Genomic DNA, 22291 nt, shown 5'->3' with positions numbered 1-22291 from the left:
CCCCGTCCCCCTGCGCGTGCTGTGTACCGACGGCACCCCCTCCGGCGCCGAGGTCCGGGCCATCGCGCGCCTGGCCGATATGGGCTGGCACATCGCAGCCCGCGCCGACTTCGACGAGGCCGGCCTGCGCCACCTGAACTCCATCCTCACCGCCCAGCCGCGCGCCGTCCCCTGGCGCATGAGCACCGACGACTACCTCACCTGCCTGAGGCGCTACCCGTTCCCCGATACGACCCCCGCCCTGGCCTCTCGCGAACTCCACACCCCGTGGGACCATGCCCTGGCCCACGCGATGGCCGCGCACAGCCGCCCTGGCTTCGAGGAAGCCCTCCGCCACGAACTGGCCGACGACGTACGCCGCGGGGCCCCGGCCGTCCCACCTCGTGCCCAACCAGCATCCCGCGGGCCCGACGACGCCGGGGCGAGATCGAAGACGGACTTGCCTCCGGCTTCCGGCCTGGAATGAACACCGCCGATGTCAAACGCGCCGACGCGCACTTCGCCATCGACACGAGCAAACAGGTAGTGCTGCTGCCGCACCGGTCACAGGCGCCTTCCGAACACCGAGGGAGCAGGTGTCGCTGGCTTGAGCCGGCAGCCTCCACTCTCGTGCCCGCGCCGGCAATGAACCTCAGTGCCCGACGAAGCGAGCGCCCGAAGGAAGCCCCGCCGTCGGCGATTAGGATGCCAAGTATCCACCAGGGAAAGGAGTTTGCTTCATGACTGGCAGCGATAGTTCGTCGTTTCTCGGAAACGGGGACCTGGGCGATTGGCGGCTGAAGGACTCGATCCGAGTTGAGGTCGCACTGAGCATCCTGGACGAGCTCGAACGACTGACGGAGGGCGACCTCGACACGGCGCAGCGCGGGGCCGACCCGGACGGGCAGGTAAGCGAGAGGCTCAACCAGTTCCGGAACACTCTGCAGGCCGAACGGCGGGCGCTGCGGGCGGACAGCGACGAGCAAGCCGCCGTCGAGGCGGAACGAGTGATCACCCAGTACAAGCCCGTACTGCGGGCCCGCGAGGTGGCTCGATGAGCCCTCAGATCCCGGGCAGCAGCCTCTTCGATGACTGGGCCCTTGCCCCCGATCAGGCCCGCAAAAGGTTCGAGGACTGGGTGGTTCCGGTCAAGCTGGCCGGTCCCCGACGCCAGGAAGAGCCGCTGGTGTTCGTCGTCGAAGGTGGGCCGGGTGCCGGCAAGACCTACACACAGAACCGCATCCAGGCTCAGTTGGAGGCGGCCGGCCGGGGTGCCGGGCTCGGGCTGGACGTGGATGCCTTCCACTCCTCCCATCCGCGCTTCGAGGAGATCCGTGCCGCCCACGGGGTGAGCTTCAGCCGGTACACGGGTGTGGACGCTTCCCGGTTCTTCGCCATGGCCGTCGAGTACGGGATGTCGAACCGGTTCGACATCCTGCGGGAGGGCGAGCTGCGGCCCGACACCGTGCGCGACGTCCTCGCCCCGTTCGACGCAAGCGGTGTCTACCGCAGCGAGGCCGCGTTCATCGCGGTCGCGCAGGCCACCAGCGGTATCGCCGCGCTCTACCGCTGCCAGCAGGAACGGCGTGAACTCGGCGTGGGACGTGCGGTGCCGCCGGACTCGCGGGCCAGGATCCTGGCCCGGGTCCCCCAGAGCCTCGCCGTGATCGAGGACCACGCGCTCAGCGACACGGTCAACGTCTACGACCGGAGCGGTCACCTGCTCCACCACAGCACTGCTGTCCGGACCGGTGAGGAGAATGGCCGGATCACGCGGGCCCGGCAGCAGCCGGCCGGGGCGGTGCTCGCCTACCAGCACGAGGCCACCCGGCCCTGGAGTGCGCAGGAGAGCGGGCGGTTCACCGGCATCGCGGCCGAGCTCGCCCACGACAGCGAGCATCCCCTTGAGCCGGTGCTGCTCTACGACTTGGCCCACACCGTCCTGCAGGCCGCGCCGCACATCGACGACCGCCCCGCCGCCGTGCCGGTCGCCGCCGTGCTCGCCCACCCGCCCGCGCCGTTCCCCGGCACCGACGATGTCTACCTGCGGCATCTCTCCCTGACGATCCAGCACGCAATCGACGAACTCGCAGCCGGGAAGGCCGGGAACTGGACCACCTCCCTGGCGGGAGCGATCGCCCGCATCACCCCACCGCCCGCCGGCGCCGAACAGCAACCCGCACGCCCCGCCCCGGGCACCCGTCCGCAGGCCCGGGGCCAGCACCCCCAGGCCGGGCCACGCCGCGGCACAGGCCCTGTCGTGTGACTGGCGCAAGGACCGCCCCCTCGCGCGTCCTGCCCGCGGGCAAGGGCGCCCCTCGGTGGCGATGCGCCACTGCCAGTGGCTGGGTGAGGACGTCCGCAGCCGAGCCGCCGACCGGGCCGAGGAGGTGGGGTTGCCACGTGATGCGGCTCACTGTCCTGTCCTTATCGGCGGGCCTCCCTGGATCCCGCAGGCACAGCAGGGCCGGGATGGGCAGGAGCGGGCGCGACTCCCTTCGATCGCGGCCGACCCCGGCCGGCCGCGATCGCCTGAGATGTGCACTGTCGAAACGGCGGCCGCGCGGCGGTGCGCGCCCCGGCTCGCGAAACGACGCCACTGTGCCCTGCAGCCGAAAGGATCTCTAGCCCCCGATCTGGTCCGGCGACTGCGGCAGGAGAGCCGGGGCCACCTTGGCGCAGCCGGGCCCGGCCACGCTGAGCCCCGCGGCCGTGACCCCCGAGGTCACGGCGAGCGTGGCCAACGTGGAGACGATCGCCGTGACGGCCGCCGTGACGGCGAGTTCGCCCAGGCGCCTGAACCCGTTGCCGTGGTTGTGCATGTCTCGACCCCTCCTTGTTGAGAGCTGCAGGCTGCGGCACTGCCCGGAGCGTTCCGACCGGATCGCCCGGGCGGTGCCGCAGTTCATGCGCGCCAACGTAACCGGGCCGGCGATCCGCCGAGTGCCACCGCGGCGACGCCAATGCGCCCTACCGGTCGGACACTCCTCGGCGTTCCCGGTGTGTTCTGGCTGGTCACAAGCCATGTCGGGTCTGCCGTAGCAGGGCGTCCGATTTCGTACCCGGTCGTCCCAGGTGGCGTGCGGCGGCGCCGGGACACCGCCCTCCACCTGGCTACCTGCGTGTTGCTGCTGCGGCTGTCATCCCGAGCGGCCCCGAGACGGCGACCGCGGGCAATCGAGGCTGCGCCCTGATCCATGTCGCTGGCGCCGGCGACGAGCAGACCGCGGCGCAGCTCGCGGCCTGCGCCCGGGTGTGGGAACAGGTCGGCGGGGAAGGGCCGGGGCAAGCGTGGGAACGGCGCTGGAGGGCGTTCCCGCAGTTGCTCGTGGTCCTGGCCGGCACCGGCGCGGCCGGGGTGCGAACGACGGTGGCGGACCTGCTGCTCGCAGCCGAGGAACAGCCAGCCGTCGCCGAGATGGTCACCGCCGTCCCGGCCGGGGCCGCCCGGATCGAGGACCTGGTCCAACGCGGCCCGTCGGCTCCGGTCTGGCACCCGTTCAGCAGCCGGGGCCGGCGGCCGTACGGGTGGACGGAGCTGTAACGACCGGGCCCGGTCTTTATCACAGGGTTAATCACTACGTTCTGCCTGCACAGAACAATCGCAGCGGCGGGCGCCGGTCAGCGGGCCACCAGGCGCCGCCGCGGAACCGGCCGGTGAGCCACCCACATGCCGGGCAGGGCAAGCGGGCACAGCCAGAGGGACGGAAGCCTCGCTCTGCGGCGGGGCCAGCCCCGGAATCTCGACATCGGTGAAGGCACCCGGGCCCCGCCCCTACCAATGCTCTGACCTGCGGAGCTACCGTCTCTCTGCCAGACCATCAAGGTATCGCCACGGCACCCGACGTAGCCGTCAAGGTGCCGACCGCCTGCTCCGGGTGGGAATCAAGCTGGGCAGGAAGCGAGAGGACTCCCGTGATCATCTTCGACACGAACGCCATCAACAGGATCAACCCTAGGAGCCCGAGGGCGGACATCGTGCGCGCGCTACGTGCCTCTGGGCAACACCGGGTCGGTATCCCGGGAACGGTCCTTGAGGAGCTGGCCGCTCACAAAGCGAAGGACTACGTCGCGCAGCGCGAGACGGCCGCGTCCGCACTCAATGCGTTGCAGCGGATGATGCCCTGGAAGCCGACGCCGACGTTCGAGGAGCCGCCGCTTGAGTTGGAGGAGTGCCAGGAGTACTGGCGGAAGGTGTACTCGGAGCTCTTCGAGGTGGTGCCCACCTCGGGCGAGGCCGCGCTGAAGGCGCTCTCCCGTGAAGCACTCGCGCTGCCCCCGGCCAAGCAGGGCGAGAAGCGGGCGGAGGGCGCGCGGGACGCCGCGATCTGGTTCACGATCCTCGAGTTCCTGCGGAATTATCCGGACGAGGACGTGCACTTCGTCACGGACAACACGACCGACTTCGGTGACGGCACCGTCTACCGATTCCCCATGGACCAGGACCTGGGGGATCTCGCCGGACGTCTGAAGCGCCTGAAGGACTTCGACGCTGTCGTGACCGCCTTCACGGTAGCCGTCGACAACGCCTCCGCCGCCGCCGACGCGAAGCGTTTCCTGGATTCGGAGCCCGTCGCCGCGACGATCGGAGGACTCGCCTTCGCCTCGCACCGTGCCGTACTGGGCCTTCCGGGGATCACCACGACCGGCGCCCCCATCGAGTGGAACGCCTGGATCACGCCACCGCGCAGCACTCTGCTGAGTAGCGGCAAAGCCGCCGGGCACCGCATCGGCAAGGAGGTCTGGTACACCGCCGAGACGACCTGGCTGTTGTACGGCCTCGCTGCCGCCGTGGGCCAGGGGCTGGAAGGCGTCTCGTGCATCTGGACGGTCAAGCTCCTGTTCTCCGCCGACGCGGACGGCGATCAGGGAGCGCCCACGCTGCTGTCGCCTGACGACCCGTCCGCTCCAGACCTGCAGGACAAACCCACCACAGACGCCCTGGCGGCACTCCACAAGGAGGCCCTGCGCGAGCTCATCTCCAAGCGGAAGCCCGATTCAGCAGCCACCGCAGACCAGGCCGGCAGGCCGACCGGTCCATCGGACGTCGGCCTTTTGTACAACTACGCCCCCGGCCTGGCCGACGCCGTCCGGGCGGCAGTACTGCCGACGTTCGACTTCGCGTCGTGGTCGACCAACTTCAACTACACCGCGCCGGTCGCGGACGCCGTCAAGGCGGCAGCGCTGTCCCGGACCAACCTCTCCGCGCTTCTGGCCAGCGCCACCGAGGCGGCCGATCTTGTCTCCGGCCTGCCCAACTACTCCGGCCTTCTGTCCCCGACGAACCCGTCCATGTACGTTCGGACATGGCCGCACGATGACATCGACGCGCTTGAGGAGCTCTCCGGTTCACAGGAACCGGAAAGGCCGAACGAGGACGACAGCTGACCTGGCGCAACCGGCCGGACCGCCCTCGCGTTCTGGGCCGGGTCCGGGGCCTGCGGCGGGGCTCACAAGGCCGAGAATCCGAATTTGGACGCCACGGGGTCGAGTGGCGTGTAGTAGCCGGTCGAGAAGCAGGTCGTCGGAATCGACGTGCTGTTGCACGGGACCTTGGTGTCGGTGTTCCCGGCAATGATGACGCCGACCGGTGCCATGGAGTCGCCCTGGGGGTTGGCCACGGCCGGCCCGCCACTGTCGCCCTGGGCGACGGCGACGCCCCCGCTGCGGGACTTCACCTCGGTCGCGCTGGTGCGCCCGGACGGCGAGTGGACGCCGAGCCGCGTGACCTCCAGCTCGCAGTGGAACCCGGACACGGCGCCGCTGAAGCAGGCAGACTGCCCCGGGTCCAGGCGCGCCGGCCCGTACAGCGGCCGCCAGTCGCCGCTGTTCCAGGAGCTGCTGTAGAAACGGGCCGCGGTGTCCCTTCCGGTCGTGACGACGGCGACGTCGAGGCCACTGTCGTAGGCGGTGACCTCGCCGACGACGCGCTGCCCGTTGTAGACGTTCCCGCTGGTCTGGCAGTGGGCGGCGGTGAGCAGGACACGCTTGTTGTCCACCCAGCCGGGCACGCCGGTGGAGCAGCGGGAGTTGTCGCCGAGGGTGAGGTCGGCTCCGGCATACCAGGGCGGGGCGTCGCTGGTGCGGCTGCCATGGGTGGGTGTCTCGGAAGAGCCGGCACGGGACTGGACGGGGATGCCTGCGATCTGCCCGGCCCGGGCCTGGTAGTCGCGCGCCGGGGCACCGGCGGGCGCGATGCGCCTGGCGCTTGCCGGCTGGTAGGTGAGCAGGAGGCCGCTGCCGTCGTTGGCGGGCGAGAGCGACGACCACTCCGAGGCGTCGTTGCCGACCGCCGTGATGAACCGGTCGACGGCCTGGTCCATCTCGGCGCGCGAGTACGCGGCCGGCCGGTAGCGGACGTCGTAGTCGGGGCTCGCCGGGCCCGCGGGGTCGTGGCCGGCCTGCTCACGGGTACGTGCACGCCAGGCATCGACGGCTTTGGTGACCTGGGCGGGGACCGGGCCCTTCCAGAAGAGGTCGAGGTAGTGCTCGTCGCCGTGGAACACGATCGACGCGAAGCCCGCGCCGTCGACCCGCTCGGTGTCGACCAGCCGGTGCACCTCGTCGGCGATCGGCCTCAAGTACTTCTCGTGGTACTCACGGCTCAACAGGACCGTCGGGGCCATGCGCGTCTCCGCGGCCTCCCCCTCGGTGCCGCGCGCGACGGCAATCGACGCGGCCCCCAGGACCAGGACCGCTGCCGCGTACAGGAGGAGCTTCGACCTGCGCATGGAGACACCATAGAGTCACAGAAACCGCTACACAGAGTTATCTGATCATATGCGTCGCCCGACCAAGCCATCGTCGACTCCGCGTTGTCGTAGCACCCGTGGACAAGCGGCATACGCTCTGGGTCAGGAATACGTACTTGTGGGGAGGATCAAGTGTTGAACACCAGCCTGCTACAGCAGTCGCTCGACGATCTTCTGTGTCGCATCCTGCCCGGCCAGCCCCAGCCGCTGCCTCCGTCCAACGGCGGCGCCGACACACATGAACGCCACGAGGGCCTCGAAGCCACTCGTCTGCACCTGGGCGGGACGCTGGCGGCCGACCCCGCCCTGACCGTCCGCGTACCCGACGACGTGCTGCCACTACTCACCTTGGACGACAATCTCACCAACCAGCTGGCCTTCCCTCTTGCCGCGGACGGCGATGGGAACAATTGTTCGACAAAGCTTGGGTGATCACACGTCAGCTCCGGTCGTCGCCCCGGTGGGCCGGGGCGGGTGGCTGCCGGGTGGCCGAGGTCGGTCGGCGGCGCGCACGGAGCGCAGGTGCATCTGGACGGCCGCCGCGTCGGTTCCTGTGAGGTCGGCGATCTCGGCCGCGGGCAGGTCGAGAACGAGGTGCAGGACGAGGACATCCTGCTCGGGGTCGCTCAGGTGGGCGACGGGCGGCAACGGGCCGGCCATCGAACGGACCCGTCGGCGGACCGCCTGCCAGGCGCACGCGGCCGGGCTGGGCGCGGCCAGGACGGTGGGCCAGCGTTCGGCGAGTTCGTCGAAGGCCTGCTTGATCGCGCTGCAGGCGTCGGCGACGGGCAGGAGGAGGGCCGCGTACGAGAGGTAGCGGTCGTAGTGCAGGTCGCGCAGGGCCCAGGGCCCGATGCGGTCGGGTCGGGCCGGTCGGCACGGTCGGTTCCCGAGCCAGGGCGGTGGCATGGCGGTTCCCAGGGGACGGGGGGTGGGAGCGGGGGCAGTGCTGTGAGCCCGCGTCGCGGCGGCGTGCCGCGGACGGTCTCAGAAGGATTCGGCGGGCAAGGTGGTGGTGGCCGGGTTGACCGAGGCGGGGGTCGACGGGGGCGGGCTCTCGGGTGTCCACTTCGGATTCGCCGCCAGCTGGAGGCACTCCCACAGGGGCCTGATGAGATCGACCGGCCCCTGGAGAAGGCTGACGACCGCCACGATGTCCGGCCACGGCGCCAGCTCGGGGCGCCGCAGGACGTCGGTGGCCTGCGCGGTGGTCAGGGTGAGCGTGGAGCGTTCGACGATGAATTCGGCGGTGGGGCGGCCGGCGGCGAGGTGGAGGCCCTGGATCGCGGAGGTGAGCTGAAAGAGGGCATGGTCGTACGCCTTGGGGCGGCCGGCGAAGAACGGCCGGGCCGTCGGTTTGCCGTTGGCTTCCTCCCACAGCACGCGCAGCTGTTCGGGGTCTGCGTCGCAGGAGCGCGCGAAGGAGGCGACCACGTCCCAGCGCGGCATGCGTTCTCCGCTCACCGCCCGGGAGACGTAGGAGGTGGACACTCCGGCTTCCTCCGCGACCTCCCTCATGTAGCGGCCCGAAGCACGCAGGAGGTGGGAGAGGGCGCTGGCGAGGCGGGACTGGGCGTCGAGGGCGTGGACCGCGGAGCGCCTGTTGCGGTGGCCGCGTTCCCTGGCGGAGGAGCCCCTGGGGCGGGCGGTCTTGCGTCCGCGTTCGCGTCGGCGTGCCAGTACGCGGGCGGCTTTCTCCTCCTCCCAGCGGGTTCGCGCGGTTTCGGTGCTCACTCCGAGGATCTTGGCGATGGTCGGCCAGGGGACTTTGCGCTGGCGGGCCTGGAGGACGACGGCGTTGACGAGCTCTTCGTACTCCTTGCCGATGTCGGCGAGGATTTTGAGCTCGGCGACGTCGCCGAGAGCGGGGTTGGCTGACTTCACCACGTTCCGCAGGCGCCGTGCGGTGGTCATCAGGCCCGTGGCGATCTGGGTGACTGCCGGGTCCATCGTCGGGGCGGGGTCCTGCGGCACGGTCTTCTTCTTGCGGTGGTGGGCGGAACGGCACTTGTCGGTGCAGAAGCGGCGGCGGCGTCCGAGGACTTTGGGCTCGAATTTCGTGTGGCAGTGGTCGCAGGCCTGGCTCGGCCCTGTCGGCTGGGTCATGTCCCGTTCCTCAATTCGGGATACCGCGAACGAGTGAGCCTCTCCTGGGGTTTTCGTTCGCGAACACCCGGTGATCCAGAACAGCGCGTACGGATTGCATTTCAGCCCGGCGCGGGCGCTGCGGCTGCCCGCCCTCCTCGAAGCTCGGCCGAGGCGGGCGGGCGGCGCCCGGGGCGTCAGATGCGACGGCGCAGGTAGCTGACGTGGGAGGCGTTGGCAACGGACCCGGCGGCATACAGCAGGGCCGACAGTCCGAGCCCGGGGCCGGCCCCCGTGAGGAGGGCGGCGAGCGCGCTCGGCACGGCCACGAGAAGGCCGCCTTTCACATGTACCCACATGGCAATGACGTCGGAGGTTTCCCCGGCCAACTGCAGAGGCATGTTAGGTTCGGTGCCACGGACGAACTGCCGCAGGGCGGTCAGGTGCCGGATCCGGTCAGGACTCACAAGGGCTCCTCGATCGAGTCGTGTTGTTGCGCAGAGCCCCGGCATGATTGGTTTCTCAGGCCCGCCGGGGCTCTCCGTATTCGCGACATTACAACGCGATCACCCCACCGCGTTAACGGGTCATCTTCTTAGTTGCCGCCCACTGGCAAGAATTCGAACAAAGCGATCAGAAGCGAAAGGGATCGATCGCCCGGCGGTGCGGCCGGTTCCGAATCCCATCGAATTTCTTCCGGGTCGGTTGACGCCTTGAGTCCGGCAGGGTCAACGAAACGTAATCTTCGGTGCTCAGGACTCGCCCGCTCCCCCGGGAGCGCCTTCGTACACCTCAGGCACTTTGGCGCCGGTGCCCGACGATCCCCGGCAACACACCGAACGCACCGTTGCCAACGCCATCAGCAGACTCCCGGACAACAGCACACCTTGGTCGGACGTAGGAGGGCCCCGCCCGCGTGCGGCATCGGCCCCGCCGGCCTGAGGGGTCCGGAGTCCGCGCTGCCCGTAGAGTCCGAAGCGCGGCTGCCCCGTCCGAGTTCGACGTGCTCTCCGACACGCTCTACCCCCTCGCCCCGGCCGGCTTCACCCGCGCCCGCAACGCACGCGCCGAGCGGTCAAGAAGAGCGGCCCACAGCTCGCCGAACGGATCCGGGGCCTGCGCCGGCCCACCCTGACGGCCTGGACCGCCAACATCCTCTACCAGCGCGCCACCGACCTCGGCATCCCCCACCGCTCCACCACGACCCGCGGCCAGCTCCAACACGCCCTCGAACAAACCCTGCGCGTTCCAGGGCGGTGCAGAGGGGCTGAGCTGCGGTGCCGGCCAGGTCCCGGCTTGCGAGGTCGGCATTCCGGCGGGCGCGGCAGCCTCCTCGGCCGCGCGATCGGCGATGTCCTGGCGGTGCTGTTCGGCGTGCAGGGTCCGGTCGATCTCGGACAGGGGCAGTCCGCCGGCCCGGCAGCGAATGCGGGCGTTCACGTCGTCGGCCAGCACGTGGACACTGGTCAGAGCCGAATGGGCATCTCCGGGAGAACGGCCAGGGCCAGGACGACGTCGTGGGCGCCGGGGAGATCCAAATCCTCGTCGGCTGTTGACCCGCTGACCAGACGACGCTGAATTAGGTTCTGGGCCTGCCGCAGGTGCGAGCGGACCGTTGCCGGATTCAGATCGAGCGCTGCGGCGGTGGTCTCAATATGGGTGTTTGCCTCGATCCATGCTGACAGCGTGTCGATCAGGTGGCGTCGCCCCCTGCTCAACGGCTCGAGGAACTCGCGTGCCCAGCAACGGACTTCGTCCGTGTCCAGCACCTGTGCGATGCCGGTCGGCTCATGCAGGGCGGGTGCACGCTCCACACGTGTTCCGAGTTCGAGCGCGAGGCCGAGCACGGCGCGCTGGATGATGTCCTGCAAGTCGGCCTCCAACAGTCCAGCGGCCGCGCTCAGACGGCGGGCGACCGTGTTGCGATGCGTCCCCAGGATTCTGGCGGCCGCGGCCGGAGTGAAGTCCAGACCCAGGCGCAGCGTGGCGAGGAGCTGCTCGCGGCGGCTTTCGGGCAAGCCCAGCAGCGGGGCCAGGCGGGCATGCGCCCACGTGTCGGCGCGCTCGTCGAGGATGTGGGCGAGCTGGACGTCGGCTGTGTATTGGTGGATACGGGTGGAAGTTCGCTGGGCTACGACCAGGGCCCGGCTGGCATCGCCGTATGCCTGGGCGGTGTCGGCAAGCTGGCGTGTGGTGCTGGCGCCGAGATAGCGGTGCGGCGCGGCGCGTACGACGGCGGTAAGGCCGTCCATGGCCTCGTATTCCGTGCTGGGGCCCGGGGCAATGACGACCACCTGGTCGGAGAAGGCCGGGCATGCACTGACGATGGTGGCGCTCCCTACAGCCTCCAGGCAGTCCTGAATGACACTGGTGCGCTCGGTCCGACGGGATTTGAGGATGAACACCTGGCATTCGTCGACGTCGAGGATCCCTGGGATGAGGCAGCGGGCGGTGCGCTGGGCCTCGGTCACGTTGCCGGTCATCAGTAGTTGCAGGATCGCCTGTCTCACCGATTCCTCGGCGCGTCTGAGGCGTTCGTTTCCTCGGGCGGCGGCTTCGGCAGCGGTCTGCACCGCCAGGAGGTCCAGGGTCCTTGCGATGGCGATGTTGGTGTCGGGGCTGAAGGCGGGGGCGCCGACGGCAAGTACTGGGGCGGGCCGGGCGGCCCCGATCCTGAACAGTCGGATCTGAAGGTCTGCGGTGCCGGGTGTCGGATCCAGGTCGGCAAGTTCGAGAGAGGCCCATCCTTGGCCTGCGCTGGAGAGTTGGGCGACCTTCTCGCGGGCGGGGTCGAGCAGGAGGCCTGCGCCGGCGGGCGCGACGGTGCAGGTCGATCCCAGGGGTGGTACCACGGCAACTTGGGCGCCGGCGAAGCCCGCGAGCCAGGTGACCAGGCGCTGGATGCCTTCCGGCCCACCGAGATGGTGGATCTGTTCCAGGAGTTGGCGATGGAGGGTGGCGGTGCGCAGTGTCCGGGCGTGGTATTCGTCGACGATGGCACTGTGCAACTGAAACCATGTGGGGGGATCGTCCCCGACGGTCAGCAACGGCATCCCGTGATGGCGTGCCGCCGCGCGAACGGACGGTTGCGTCTCCGTTCCTGGGGGCAGGGCGATGGCCAGTGCCGCTGCACCTGTTGCGGTGAGGCGGGCCAGGAACCGGTTCAGTCGGTCGCGTTCGCCCAATCTTGGGTCGCATCTTCGCACGACGACCAGGTGGTGGCGGACCTGCCCGTCGTCGAGCGCCTTGTCCGGGGACAGAGGGTGGACCCCGCGCAGCGGCCGGTCAGCGTCGCTCTTGGTCTCCTCTGCGAAGCGCAGCCCTTGTGGCAGACCGGTCGCGAATCGAAGCGTGGGCAACTCTGCCCCTCCCCGGGAACGGGGCGTCCCGCCCCGGGACGCCTTGTACCACGTGTCCGGGTATCCGGTTCAGGACCGGGCGGGGCGTCTGAACGCATTCAGTGACCGCGGTTGTGGCTTTGGAAATGTAGTTGAACGTTGACCGTACGATAGGCGGCTCCGCTGACAGGACGGCGGCGGGCGCCACTGCCTTCACCGAGACTCAAGTGCTCTTCGAGGACGCGGCCGTGACCCACTGGGGGCGGGATCGCGATCACCTGGCGAGGGGGATCGAGAGCTCCGACGGGCCGGGGCGTTCCGGGAACCGGGCCTCTTTGACGCCGAGGTCGCGCAGTCCGGACGGATGCTGGTGCATGGCGGCCACGATGCTCGGGCGAGTTCCTGGCATCTCGTCCTGTCAACTGGCCGACATGGACCGCGACCGGGCCGCGGGCTCCTGTCGCTCCTCGTCCCCGCTGAGCGGGCCCCAGCCGGGATCAGGAGCAGGCCGGTTGGAGGCCCCGGGCGGGGGCAGCGGGTCACGTACCTGTCCCCGCTGCTGCCGGGTGCTCAGCCGACACGCGGGCCTGAGGCCGTACAGGAGGCCGCCCGAGTCCAAGGCGCCGGCCGGTGGCTTCCAGCAGCAACCGACGGCGCAGCCCTGTCCAAGCGCGTCGCCACCAGGGGGCGCACAACGGCGCGAACGCCCCGCTCAGGTGTGCGCTGGTCGAGGTTTTCATCATGTTCATGGTGCTCTCGTACAGTACCGCCACCAGCCGAAGTCTGATTTCGTTCAGAGCACACCGCCCAGCGCGCGCCCAGCGCGCAGCCCGCAGCGCGCAGCCGCTCGGTACCGCACGGGCGACTCCGTGTCCCACGAAGGAGGCTCTGCCATGCCCACCGCCGCCACGCCAGCAACGTCCGACGCGCTCCGCGACCTGCTGGTGACCTGTCGCGGCCGCATCCAGGTCTCGCAGGAACGGGTGGCCATCGCCGTGGGAGTGTCGGGCCGTCACTACGGCGACCTCGAGCGCGGACGGGTGCGCCGGCCCAACCCCGTACTGCTCACACGGGTCGCCGAGGTGCTGAAGATGAGCCGCGACGAGCAAGCACGCATGCGCTCCCTCCTCGACGTTCTGCCCACGGCCTGAGCGTCCACACACCAAACGGGCCGTACACCCCTGCACGTGCTGCCGCCGACGTGATCCGGTACCGGCGTCCGGTCTGAGCGGCAGGGCGCCGCATCCGCCGTGGGCCCGCCGCCGGACCGGGACCCGATGCGCTGGTAGAAGCCCGGGCCCGGGACCGCGTCCTGGAGCGGGTTGGCGGACAGCGGCGGCGCCACGACGGACCCGGTGCCGTTGCGGCCGGCGCAGCGCCAGGTCGTCGTCGAGGGTGCGCCGCCACCAGGCCCAGGCGGCCGGACTGCGACACCTCACCTCCTGCCTGAGGTGGGCCGCATCGCCGGGGAGCCGACAGGCCGGCTGCGAGCGCGGTCTGGCGCAGGGTCGGCATCTCCTCGACCCGGCGGTTCCGGTCGCCCACTGGGTCGGACGCCTCGGACGGGACTTCGGCCGGACGCGCCTCCGTCACGGCGGCACTGTCCGCGGTCCGCTGCGAGTCGGGCCGACCTGCCGCAGGTGGGCGGGCACCGCAATGGCAGCAGGCCGCACGTCCGGGACCGGGCGGCGCGCGGCCGCGGTTCCCGTGCACGGGTCGGATGGCCCGGTCGCCGCGGTGGCGGCCGGGGTGCGTCCGTGCAGGTTGAGGGTGCGTCGCTGCGAGTGAACCGGCGCTGAAGGAACGATCGGTGGAGGTGATGCCATGTGCGGCAGGCAGGTCAGGGCACGTACGATGGCAGCGATGGTGCCTGGGCTTGAAGGATTCCGCGGGCCGCTGCGAGGTCCGGGGCGGACGTGGTGAAGCCGGTGGTGAACAGGCCTACTTGGAGGCCGTCCACGGAACGACTCCTTGCATCAGGCACACTGGTGACGAAATTGGGCGTGGACATAAGCCTGGCCTCCCTCCAGAGTGGAACCCGTGGCTTCGGCTCCATCCGCTACGTGTGCTGGGACGTGCGACAGAGCTGCCGGGGCATCCAAAGTGTGTGGCGTCCCGAGAACACGAGTGGCGATCATAGGAAGAAATGCGGTCGGCCGTGACTAGAAGTGACAGGGCGCCAGCGGAGCTGCTGCCCCTTGCGGTCTTGCCGAGACCTGACGTGGAGGCAAAGCTGCTGTGACCTACGACGACGGTGAGCCCGGGCAGAGCCTGGCAGAGAGGATCGAGGCCCTACGGCGTGCCGCGACCCCGGCCGGGAAGCGGCTGCCGTCCGATGCGGCTGTCGCCATGGCGATAGCCGCCCGGGCCGGTGCTTCGCTCGTCGACGAGAACACTCTCTACAGACTTCGCACCGGCCGGACCGCCAACCCGAGCATGAAGGTGCTTAAAGCGCTGGCCGACCACTTCCAGGTCTCCCCCGGCTTCTTCTTCCCAGGTTCCGTCTGGGGGCCTGAGGAACACCTGGCCTTGGCCAATGCTCTGCAGAGCCCGCAGGTGCGCCGTCTGTGCATGCGGCTGGGGCGGCTGTCCTCGGACGAACTCGAGCGGGTGGATCGGCTACTGCCCGACGAGGACGACAGCTGAAGAGGCTGCCGGAGGCGTGCTCCGGGACGTTGGGCGGGCGCGCAGTGGGTGCCCGCCGAGGTTGCGGCCGTCGTCATGGTGCGCTCGTACGGGATGCGACCTCGCAAACCTTGATCCGCTCGGCAGTACAAGAGACCACCGCCAGAACGTGGCGCGTGTCCAGGCCGCCACGTACCGGCAGCACAGGCCACGGTTCCGAGGAGACCCCGATCGTGTGCTGGGGCGGGTTGCCCGGCCCGCCGCAGATGGGCGCCGCCGGGAAGCCCGATGTACGAATTGGTCTTCTAGGTTTCCGGCCGTCTGATCCATCACCGCCCATGCGCGGACGTCACTGCGGGTCGTTGTCCTCAGGCAGCGTGGCAGATCCCGGCCACGGCCCCAGCAGCCGCTCGCAGTAGCGCAGGTCTTCCACGATCGGACCGGCGAAGCCCTCCACCGGCGGCATCGGAAGGCGCCCGGCAACGTGGCGACGCTGCCGCATCTCCTGCCGGATGTGCCAAGCACCGTACCAGTGCCACTGCCACAGGCTGCGTGCCGACTGCACCTCCCTCCTGAGCGTTTCACTGCACTGCGGCACGGTCAGGCAGTCGGCCGCCACCGCCTCCTGCTTCAGGCGGGGCAGTGCCTCCTCAAGGAGGTCCTCGTCGCCGAGCGGGTCCCGCGATTCGGGAGCTGCTCGGCGGGCTTCGTCCAGGTAGCGAAGCACATTCTCGCCGCACTCCCGGGCCAGGGTGTCCAGCGCCTGGGCGTGGGCGTGCTCGGCCTGAGCGCACCCGCGTAGCCAGCGCCGGTGGGCGGGCGGCCAGGTCCCTCGAAGTGCGACGCTCCACCAGGGACGCTGGACCTGGGCGTCGAAGGCCGCGGCCGCCTGTCGGCAGCTGGCCGCGTCCTGGGCGGTCCGGGAGCGGCTCTTGTCGGCTTCCTGGGCCCGCCACATCCACGCGGCAGCGGTGGCCAGCCGGCGGCGGCGCCGCTCCAGGGCCGTGGACTGCGGTCCACGCCCGGACAAGGCCTCCGCGCGCAACCCGCTGGCGCCGAAGGATGCGGCACGGGCGCGCTGGTCGGCCTGCCACATCGCCCACTCGGCGCGCAGGAGGGCCTGGGTGAGATCGTCGTCATCGCGGTGGCCGTGGGGGCGCGGCGCGGTGCCCACAGCATCCGGCCAACTGTCGTTGTCGTTCCCAGCGGCAACCGGTTCAGGGGTCCAGCCGGTGGGAGGCTGGAGGTTGAAAGCGTTCTCCAGCTCCGGGGCAGCGGGCCTTGGACCGGGTTGCTCGGGAATCGCGGGGAGGTCGAGTTCGGCTTCCAGGGCGTGCAGCCATCGCTCGACCGTGGCCCGTTCCTGGGCGGTGCAGGCCTCCAGGCGCAGGCTGTCCGGCACATCGGAGTCCGGATCCGGGGCGGTGGGGACGATGCCCTGCTCACGGCCCCAGACTTCGAGGTCACGGGCCTGGAGGTAGCGGCGCCGCTCGATAGTGTCCAGGATTTCCTCGGGCGCACCCATGGTGCAGTTCTCCTCAAGGAGGTACTCGAAGACGAGTTGCTCAAGCGGTTCGTGGGGCGCCGACGGGGAGGTGAGGAGCAGCCAGGCGCCGTAGAGGTATTCCGGGTGGACGCCTTCCAGCAGGCGGTGCAGGGTGCCGGAGGAACGCAGGGCGTACAGGGCACGGGTACCAGTCTCGGCGTCGTGATCGACGAGGGTGTAGAGAGTGTGCCCGACCTGCCAGGACGGGCCGATGCTGGTGAGCTCCTCCTCGACCTGGCGACCGATGGGATCGTCCTGCGCGACGGTGCGTTCCTCCGATGGGATCCGCAGCCATGCCGGGCCTGCCCACTGCTCCTGTTCCGTCCACCAGTCGGGGTGCACTGCGCACGTCCTCTCTTGCCCGGCTGCGGGGTAACGGGTTGGGGCCGACGGTGGTGAAGCCCCGTATCGACGGGCACCGGACAGGCTGAGGAACACCTCGGTCGGGATGCTTCCCTGGTGAATGCAGGCGTGTGTGTGACGAGGCCGTCTTCACCGGGTCGTCGAGGTCGGGACTCTTGTCGGGTTGGGTTCCAGACCCATTCCTGTGGCCGTCGATGGCGATGAGCGCGCCGAAGCAGGTCTGGTCGGTGAGGTCCCGGCCGATCTCCGCGTACTGTGCACGGAAGCGTCGCACTGCACTCGGAGGTCGGCTTCGGGCAGTTCTGGAAGGTCCGGTTGCTGCTGGATGTGGCGGGCCGCCCCTTCACACCTCCGCCTCATCCACGGCCGCCGCTTCCCGACGGCCGACCGGCCGTGCAGGTTCCAGCCGGCCGTGCGGCGTGGATGTCCAGGATGTCGGCTCGCTGCCGTTCTCCGTGGTGCCGGCTGACGCAGTGTGGTCAGTCCGCCCGGCTTTCGTAGCCCTCGTCGTCGGGGCCGAAGGCATGCTCGATCTCGCGGCCCATCGCCCGCTCCCACTCCTCGTCGCTCACCATGTCGCGCTCCAACGGGACTCCTCGTGGTCTGGCGTACGGGTGTGCCGGGACGGCGAGCCTCATGGGGGGCTCGCCGTCCCAGGTGGCCGGTCCGGATGGGCCGGGTCTCCACCACGGTGCCCCGTCGTGGGCTCTCGGCGCAGTCCGCCGCGCGGGGCTTCCCGCCCGACGGGACATCTCGTTCGCAGTTCCCTCCTGGCGGGATCGGATGCTTTGTCAGCTGCTCGGGATGCCGCATGCGGGGCTTTCATGGCAGAGCAGGAACGGCCCCGCGTGCTTGTTCGGCGGGCGGGCGTGCATCGACGACGGGAAGGGGCGGGCGCCATGGCCTTGAGCGACGGGCAGCTTTCCTCCTTGGCGGACTTCGCCACCGCCCGGGCGGAGCGGCTGCGTTCCGGGCCGGTCAGCATCGAGGCGATGCGCCAGCACATGGATGCGGGCGACGCCGTACTGCTGGGCGACTTCCCGGGAGCGCCGGTGCGCTTCGTGGACCGGTGGTGGCGCGTGGGTGAGGCGTGGTGGGAACCTCTGGAGGAGGCATCCGTCGCGGCTCTGGACGAGGCAGCCCAGCGCTGGGCCCGGTCCCAGCAGGCCGTCTTCACGCAACAGGATCCGGGTCCAGCGGGGCCTCAGTGAGCGGCCCGGAGGCGTACTCGGAAGAGGCCCTGCTGGGTTCGGTCCTTCAAAATCCCCGCCGGGCCCTGGAGGTACGCGACTGGCTGCGGGCCGCGGACTTCGCGGACCCGTGGCGCCGGGAGATCTACCGCATGCTGGTGGACCACCACCTCTACGCCCATCCGGCGGTTCTCGCCGCGGCGTCCCGGCATCAGGCCCAGGTACTCGGCCGCCTGGTCCTGGAGAACCTGCACGCGAGAGCCATCGCCGACGGTTGGGCGAGCACCACCGACTGGCAGCAGGTCGCCGCCTACGTCACGGGCCTGTCCGCCAGCGTGCCCAACGCCGCCAACGCCGCCCAGTACGGACGGGTGGTGGCCCAGGCGAGCCTGGAGCGCACCGTCGGTGCGCAGGGGCAGTTTGCCGAACAGGCGGTGCTGGCCGCCGTCCTGGCCCGCCCTGAGGAGGGTGCGAGGCTGGCCGGCTGGCTCAAAGCCGCCGACTTCCAGGACCCGTGGCTGGGGCAGATGTTCAGGGCCCTGGTCGAGGAGAAGCTGTATGCCCACCCCGCCGTCACCATCCGGGCCTCCCCCGCCGAACGGCAGCAGGTGCTGGCCCGGATGCTCTACGAGCAGCTGCAGCGCACAGCCGCCGACGAGCGCTGGATCGTCCCCGTCTCCGCCTGGCCGTCCGTCGCGCAGCAGATCCACGCGCTCACCACCACCCAGCAGGTCCCCCACCCCGAACATGCCGCCCAGCTCGGCCAGCGGGTCCTGCAGACCAGTATTCAGCAGCAGGTCGCGCAGGGGTCGTGGCGCGTGGAGAACACCCTGCAGGTACCGGGCGCGCCCGCCGCCGAGATGCAGATCAACACCATGCTCGGCGCCCTCCAGCAGTTGGAGGACCGTTGGGAGCAAGCCATGGGGCGTGTCGAGGCGGTCGGCGCGGCCTTGGCGCCGCAGACAGTCCCACGCCCGGAGATGACGTTCACCGAAGACGCCGTGCTGTCGTCCCTGCTGCGCGACCCCGGCCAGCTCGAGCAGGTGGGCCGCTGGCTGCGCGCCGAGGACTTCACTCAGCCGGGCCGGGCGCAGTTGTTCACCTCGTTGCAGGAGGCGGTCACCCACCGCGGCGCCGTCGACCCCGCGCTGCTGGTGTGGGACGCCCACCGGCGCGGCGTCTCCGGGCCCGGATCGCTGGCCCCCGAGCAGGTCTGGGCGATGTATCAGGAAGGGCGGCCCGGCATCGCCCACGGTGGGGGCCGCCTGCTGGTGGAGGCCAGTATCGTGCACCATGTGCGCTCCGCGACGTCGGCGATCAACACCGCCGTCGGCGATCCCACCGCCGCTCCGGGCATGGTCATCGGCACCGCCCGCGGACACCTGCAGTACGCCTCCGCCCAGGCCGCCCGCCTCACCCAGGCCACCTGGTCCACCGCGCGTACCGGCCCGGGAGCACGGTGAGGTTCCGGGCCGGCGCGGACGCCAGCGCGGCGGTCCGCACGCCGGACGGCCTGCTCGCGCCGTGGGGCCGTCTGCCGCAGCTCGCCGGTGTCCTTACGCAAGCCTTCGCGCCCGTCGCAGCCCGCCCCGTGTGGCTGCGTGCCGTGTTCGCCCCGTTCTGGCTGATCGAGACGACCGTCCACCGCTGCGCGGGCCGGGTGATGTCGTGGGGCCCGGCAACGCTCGTCCTGCGACGGCCTCAGCCCTGGACGCGGACCGCCCTGCAGAGCCTGCTGCTCCTGCCCTGCGCCATGGTCGCGTTCGTGGTGGTACTCACCCCGGCCGCCCTGGTGGGCGCCGTCGTCGGCGGCCTTGTTGCGGGGCTGGCTGGCGGCCGGTACGCGATGACCGCGGTGCTGCTCCTGGTCGCGGCTCTGCTGCTGTGGCAGCTCGCCTCCCTCGTCCGAGCCGCCGGTGCGGGTGTGCGGCTGCGCCGTGATGCCAGGGTTCTGCGCGGGCCGTGGGCGGAGGTGGGGTCGCTGGCCGGCGGGCGCGACGGGCAGGCGACCCGCGGTCTGGTTCGCGCGGTCCTCGTCTGGGCCGACAACAACGCAGTCGCCCGGGTGGTGGTGGCCGCCGACGAGCGGCTCGCCCAACTCTACTGACGGGCCGGTTTCGTGTCGCTCTCCCCCACGTCGCCGGTCCTGGTCCGCTGGCCCCGTCCGGGCGGATCCTCCTGGCGGCCGCTGCCGCAGTCGGCCAGCGCGAGGGGGTCTGCAACAGCGCAGGCGCACCGGACATCGCCCAGGGCATGTGTCCTGGGCGGTGTCCGGTGGGGGCTCAGGACCGAGGGTCGATCCAGGTCACCAGGAGCGCGCCCAGTGCGACTCCCGGGCCCAGTCCGAAGACCAGGCCGCGCCCGCCGTGGGCCGGTGGGGTGCGGTAGGTACGTTCCAGGACGGAGAAGATGGTGGGCCCGCCCAGGTTGCCCTCCTCCGCGAGGACATCGCGCGAGTGCTTGGTGAACTCGTCGTCGACGTCCAGGACGGTGGCGAGTTTGGCCAGGATCCTGGGCCCGCCCGGGTGAAGGATCCCGAAGTCCAGGGGGGTGTCAGTGTTCTTGCCGAGCCACTTCAGCAAGGCCGGGGCCAGGTTGGTGACCGAGTGCAGGGAGGCGCGGGTGGAGGAGAAGCGGTCGCCGCGCTCGTCCGTGTCCTTGTGGTAGCGGTCGGCGGTGTGGGGGATCACGTACTCCAGGGTGTGGTCGATTCTCAGGCAGCCGTCCGGCCCGAGCGGGCGGGCGCAGACGACGGTTGCCGCCACCAGATCACCCCACAACGCTTTGTAGATGAGGTCCTCGATCGACACCAGCGACTGCTGGTACAACGAGCTCAGGTACTCCCCTGCGACGACGAGCACCTTGTCGTCCGGGTACCGGGCCAGGTGCTCCTCCGCCATGATCAGTGCCTGGGCTCCGCCTGCACACGCGAGCTGCGTCATGGGACGGCGCCGGATATCGGGGCGCAGCGGGAGGGTGTTTTGCAGGTGGACGTCGAGTCCGGGCATGCGGTCGCCGGTGGAGGAGGTGGTGATGATGCAGTCGATGTCGGTGGCGGTGATGCCGGCGTAGTCCATGGCGGCCCGGGCTGCTTGCTGGGCGGCTTCGAGGATGACGTCGAAGACGTCGTCCTTGCGCTGCGTGGGACCGCGCTCGGCGACTATCTCCTCATAGGGGCGCAGGTAGCGCCGGGTCCCGGGGAGGTTGGTCAGTGCTTTGCGGGCGAGGTCGAGCTGAGGGTGGTCAGGGTTCCAGGCAAGGATGTCGTCGCGGACCCGGTAGGCGTCGACGACGTGCTCGCCGAGGACGAGGGCGGGGCGACTGACGTAGGCCGTGGTGGTGTTCAACTCGACGTCCTTCCGGTGTGGCCGCGGCAGCGGGCCTGATGGGTGCGGTCGAGCCCCTGCGGGCCCGCGTCCGGCCTGCTGGACTGGCGTGAGACCAGGCGTGGGCGGGCAGCCTTAGGGTGCGCTGGCGGGGCGGCGGGAGGGTTCGCGGGTGCTTCCTGGCCAGGTGATCGGGATGGGCGTACCTGGACAGCTGGTACCGGGGACGGGCCGGGATTGTGGGGCCGGTGTGCTGTACCGGTTCTTCATTCCTGCGGTAGCCCGGGCGGCCGCCGATGCCGGATCGCATGGCAGCGTGGTCGCGGCGTCCGGCCGGGAGGGTGCGCACAGCACGGCCGGACCGCGGTGGGGCCTTCTGGTCCTTGGTGTCTCCACGGCGTTGTGCGCAGCGGTGTGACAGCTGAGCGCCATGACATCTTTCCCCCCGTCGGCGGGTTCTGATGGCGATCACGCTACCTGGCGGCACTGGATCTGCCATCGGGCCGATCAGAAGCAGGCGCCGTATCTCGCCTTGTGTGGCTGAGGGGTTGACGCTTGGTCCCTTGTTCTGCGCGTGAGGCCGTGGTTGTTACGGCGCGTCGGCTCCAGCCGCCTGCTGCGTGATCTTGTGGAGCTCGAAGCCGTCCAGGACTTGGTCAAGTGCGCCGCCGTCCGGGCTCGTGGTGTCCGCGGTGGCGGCGTCGCTGTCCGGTTCGGGGGAGAGGCCGAGGTCGAGCAGGTGGTGCAGGCAGGCGAGTGTGAGTTGTGTGGCGCGGGCGACAAGCGGCAGCAGGGCGTCGGCGGGCGCTTGCGCACAGGCCAAGGCGTAGCCGAGGGGTTCGGCGGCGCTCTCGTGCAGGGGGCGGGCGCCGGGCATCTGTTCGGCCAGTGCGAGGCGGGTGAGTTCGATGAAGCAGTGCCCTAGGGCGCGTATTCGGTCGTGATCAATCTGTGTGATTCACCTTCGCGGCGGGTCCTGATCCGGTAGACCATGGTGTGTGACGCGAGCGCAACTGACGGATGCGGAGTGGGTGTTGATCGAGCCGTACTTGCCGATCGGCGAGTACGGCCCGTACCCGGAGCGGCT

21 protein-coding genes are annotated in these 22291 nt (G+C 70.4%); 11 read left to right on the top strand and 10 right to left on the bottom strand.

Translation table 11 applies throughout. The annotated features are described in order from the left end of the window. From ACIQOV_RS01055 to ACIQOV_RS01045, 3 genes are all read left to right on the top strand, one after another. A partial coding sequence (locus ACIQOV_RS01055; protein WP_401043414.1) for a DUF2399 domain-containing protein occupies positions 1–466 on the top strand: 466 nt, incomplete at its 5' end. Positions 467–719: 253 nt separating this feature from the next. After that, positions 720–1037, top strand: coding sequence for a hypothetical protein (locus ACIQOV_RS01050; protein ID WP_331768372.1), 318 nt, complete (start codon positions 720–722; stop codon positions 1035–1037). Next, on the top strand, positions 1034–2245 hold the full coding sequence (locus ACIQOV_RS01045) for a zeta toxin family protein (protein ID WP_401043411.1): 1212 nt from the start codon (positions 1034–1036) through the stop codon (positions 2243–2245). The genes ACIQOV_RS01050 and ACIQOV_RS01045 overlap by 4 nt, the downstream gene beginning before the upstream one ends. Positions 2246–2603: 358 nt before the next feature. Here the strand turns inward: ACIQOV_RS01045 and ACIQOV_RS01040 are convergent, their stop codons facing one another. After that, positions 2604–2801: a hypothetical protein gene (locus ACIQOV_RS01040; protein ID WP_331768374.1), complete on the bottom strand. Its 198-nt coding sequence runs from the start codon at positions 2799–2801 to the stop codon at positions 2604–2606. Positions 2802–3301: 500 nt separating this feature from the next. On the opposite strand from ACIQOV_RS01040, the gene ACIQOV_RS01035 reads away from it, so the two are divergent. Both ACIQOV_RS01035 and ACIQOV_RS01030 read left to right on the top strand, forming a co-directional pair. Continuing rightward, positions 3302–3523: a hypothetical protein gene (locus ACIQOV_RS01035; protein ID WP_331768375.1), complete on the top strand. Its 222-nt coding sequence runs from the start codon at positions 3302–3304 to the stop codon at positions 3521–3523. Between the two features lie 371 nt (positions 3524–3894). Then, positions 3895–5367, top strand: coding sequence for a PIN domain-containing protein (locus tag ACIQOV_RS01030; RefSeq protein WP_401043407.1), 1473 nt, complete (start codon positions 3895–3897; stop codon positions 5365–5367). A gap of 62 nt (positions 5368–5429) precedes the next feature. On the opposite strand, the gene ACIQOV_RS01025 is transcribed toward ACIQOV_RS01030, so the two are convergent. Further along, positions 5430–6710 carry a trypsin-like serine protease gene (locus ACIQOV_RS01025; RefSeq protein WP_331768377.1) on the bottom strand — a complete coding sequence of 427 codons (1281 nt, stop codon included), beginning with the start codon at positions 6708–6710 and terminating at the stop codon, positions 5430–5432. A 156-nt stretch (positions 6711–6866) separates the two neighbouring features. Here ACIQOV_RS01025 and ACIQOV_RS01020 point away from each other — a divergent pair, with 156 nt between their 5' ends. Next, entirely contained in the window at positions 6867–7163 is a 297-nt protein-coding gene (locus tag ACIQOV_RS01020) for a hypothetical protein (RefSeq protein ID WP_331768378.1), read from the top strand. Here the strand turns inward: ACIQOV_RS01020 and ACIQOV_RS01015 are convergent, their stop codons facing one another. The 5 genes from ACIQOV_RS01015 to ACIQOV_RS00995 all read right to left on the bottom strand — a co-directional run bounded on the left by ACIQOV_RS01015 (position 7164) and on the right by ACIQOV_RS00995 (position 12175). Beyond that, the gene (locus ACIQOV_RS01015; protein ID WP_331768379.1) at positions 7164–7640 is read right to left on the bottom strand and encodes a sigma factor-like helix-turn-helix DNA-binding protein; all 477 of its coding nucleotides are present in this window, start codon (positions 7638–7640) and stop codon (positions 7164–7166) included. Between the two features lie 78 nt (positions 7641–7718). Beyond that, entirely contained in the window at positions 7719–8837 is a 1119-nt protein-coding gene (locus tag ACIQOV_RS01010) for a helix-turn-helix transcriptional regulator (RefSeq protein ID WP_331768380.1), read from the bottom strand. A gap of 176 nt (positions 8838–9013) precedes the next feature. Beyond that, positions 9014–9283, bottom strand: a complete 270-nt coding sequence (locus ACIQOV_RS01005; protein WP_401043402.1) for a hypothetical protein — start codon at positions 9281–9283, stop codon at positions 9014–9016. A 553-nt stretch (positions 9284–9836) separates the two neighbouring features. After that, a complete protein-coding gene (locus ACIQOV_RS01000; RefSeq protein ID WP_331768382.1) occupies positions 9837–10271 on the bottom strand; it encodes a hypothetical protein in 435 nt (144 codons plus the stop codon). Between the two features lie 11 nt (positions 10272–10282). Further along, positions 10283–12175, bottom strand: a complete 1893-nt coding sequence (locus ACIQOV_RS00995; protein ID WP_401043400.1) for a helix-turn-helix domain-containing protein — start codon at positions 12173–12175, stop codon at positions 10283–10285. Between the two features lie 872 nt (positions 12176–13047). Here ACIQOV_RS00995 and ACIQOV_RS00990 point away from each other — a divergent pair. Together ACIQOV_RS00990 and ACIQOV_RS00985 are read left to right on the top strand one after the other, a co-directional pair. After that, positions 13048–13305, top strand: a complete 258-nt coding sequence (locus ACIQOV_RS00990) for a helix-turn-helix transcriptional regulator (protein WP_331768384.1) — start codon at positions 13048–13050, stop codon at positions 13303–13305. 1087 nt (positions 13306–14392) lie between these two features. Continuing rightward, a complete protein-coding gene (locus ACIQOV_RS00985; protein WP_331768386.1) occupies positions 14393–14800 on the top strand; it encodes a helix-turn-helix transcriptional regulator in 408 nt (135 codons plus the stop codon). Between the two features lie 328 nt (positions 14801–15128). Here ACIQOV_RS00985 and ACIQOV_RS00980 read toward each other — a convergent pair whose 3' ends face one another. Continuing rightward, entirely contained in the window at positions 15129–16667 is a 1539-nt protein-coding gene (locus tag ACIQOV_RS00980; protein WP_401043395.1) for a hypothetical protein, read from the bottom strand. A gap of 920 nt (positions 16668–17587) precedes the next feature. Between ACIQOV_RS00980 and ACIQOV_RS00975 the strand changes: the two genes are divergently transcribed. Genes ACIQOV_RS00975 through ACIQOV_RS00965 form a run of 3 tightly spaced genes read left to right on the top strand, consistent with a single transcriptional unit; the run spans position 17588 to position 19985 of the window. Further along, positions 17588–17899 carry a hypothetical protein gene (locus tag ACIQOV_RS00975; protein WP_331768389.1) on the top strand — a complete coding sequence of 104 codons (312 nt, stop codon included), beginning with the start codon at positions 17588–17590 and terminating at the stop codon, positions 17897–17899. After that, positions 17896–19341, top strand: coding sequence for a DnaB-like helicase N-terminal domain-containing protein (locus ACIQOV_RS00970; RefSeq protein WP_331768390.1), 1446 nt, complete (start codon positions 17896–17898; stop codon positions 19339–19341). Before ACIQOV_RS00975 ends, ACIQOV_RS00970 begins: the two co-directional genes overlap by 4 nt. Continuing rightward, on the top strand, positions 19338–19985 hold the full coding sequence (locus tag ACIQOV_RS00965; protein WP_331768391.1) for a hypothetical protein: 648 nt from the start codon (positions 19338–19340) through the stop codon (positions 19983–19985). Before ACIQOV_RS00970 ends, ACIQOV_RS00965 begins: the two co-directional genes overlap by 4 nt. Positions 19986–20160: 175 nt before the next feature. Here the strand turns inward: ACIQOV_RS00965 and ACIQOV_RS00960 are convergent, their stop codons facing one another. Further along, entirely contained in the window at positions 20161–21225 is a 1065-nt protein-coding gene (locus ACIQOV_RS00960; RefSeq protein WP_331768392.1) for a PhlD, read from the bottom strand. Positions 21226–21793: 568 nt separating this feature from the next. After that, the gene (locus ACIQOV_RS00955) at positions 21794–22081 is read right to left on the bottom strand and encodes a hypothetical protein (RefSeq protein WP_401043391.1); all 288 of its coding nucleotides are present in this window, start codon (positions 22079–22081) and stop codon (positions 21794–21796) included. Positions 22082–22291: the final 210 nt, after the last annotated feature.

Origin of the sequence: Kitasatospora sp. NPDC091257, assembly GCF_044757675.1 — a bacterium.
Classification (GTDB): domain Bacteria; phylum Actinomycetota; class Actinomycetes; order Streptomycetales; family Streptomycetaceae; genus Kitasatospora; species Kitasatospora lactacystinica.
This window is presented reverse-complemented; position numbering and strand designations above follow the sequence as displayed.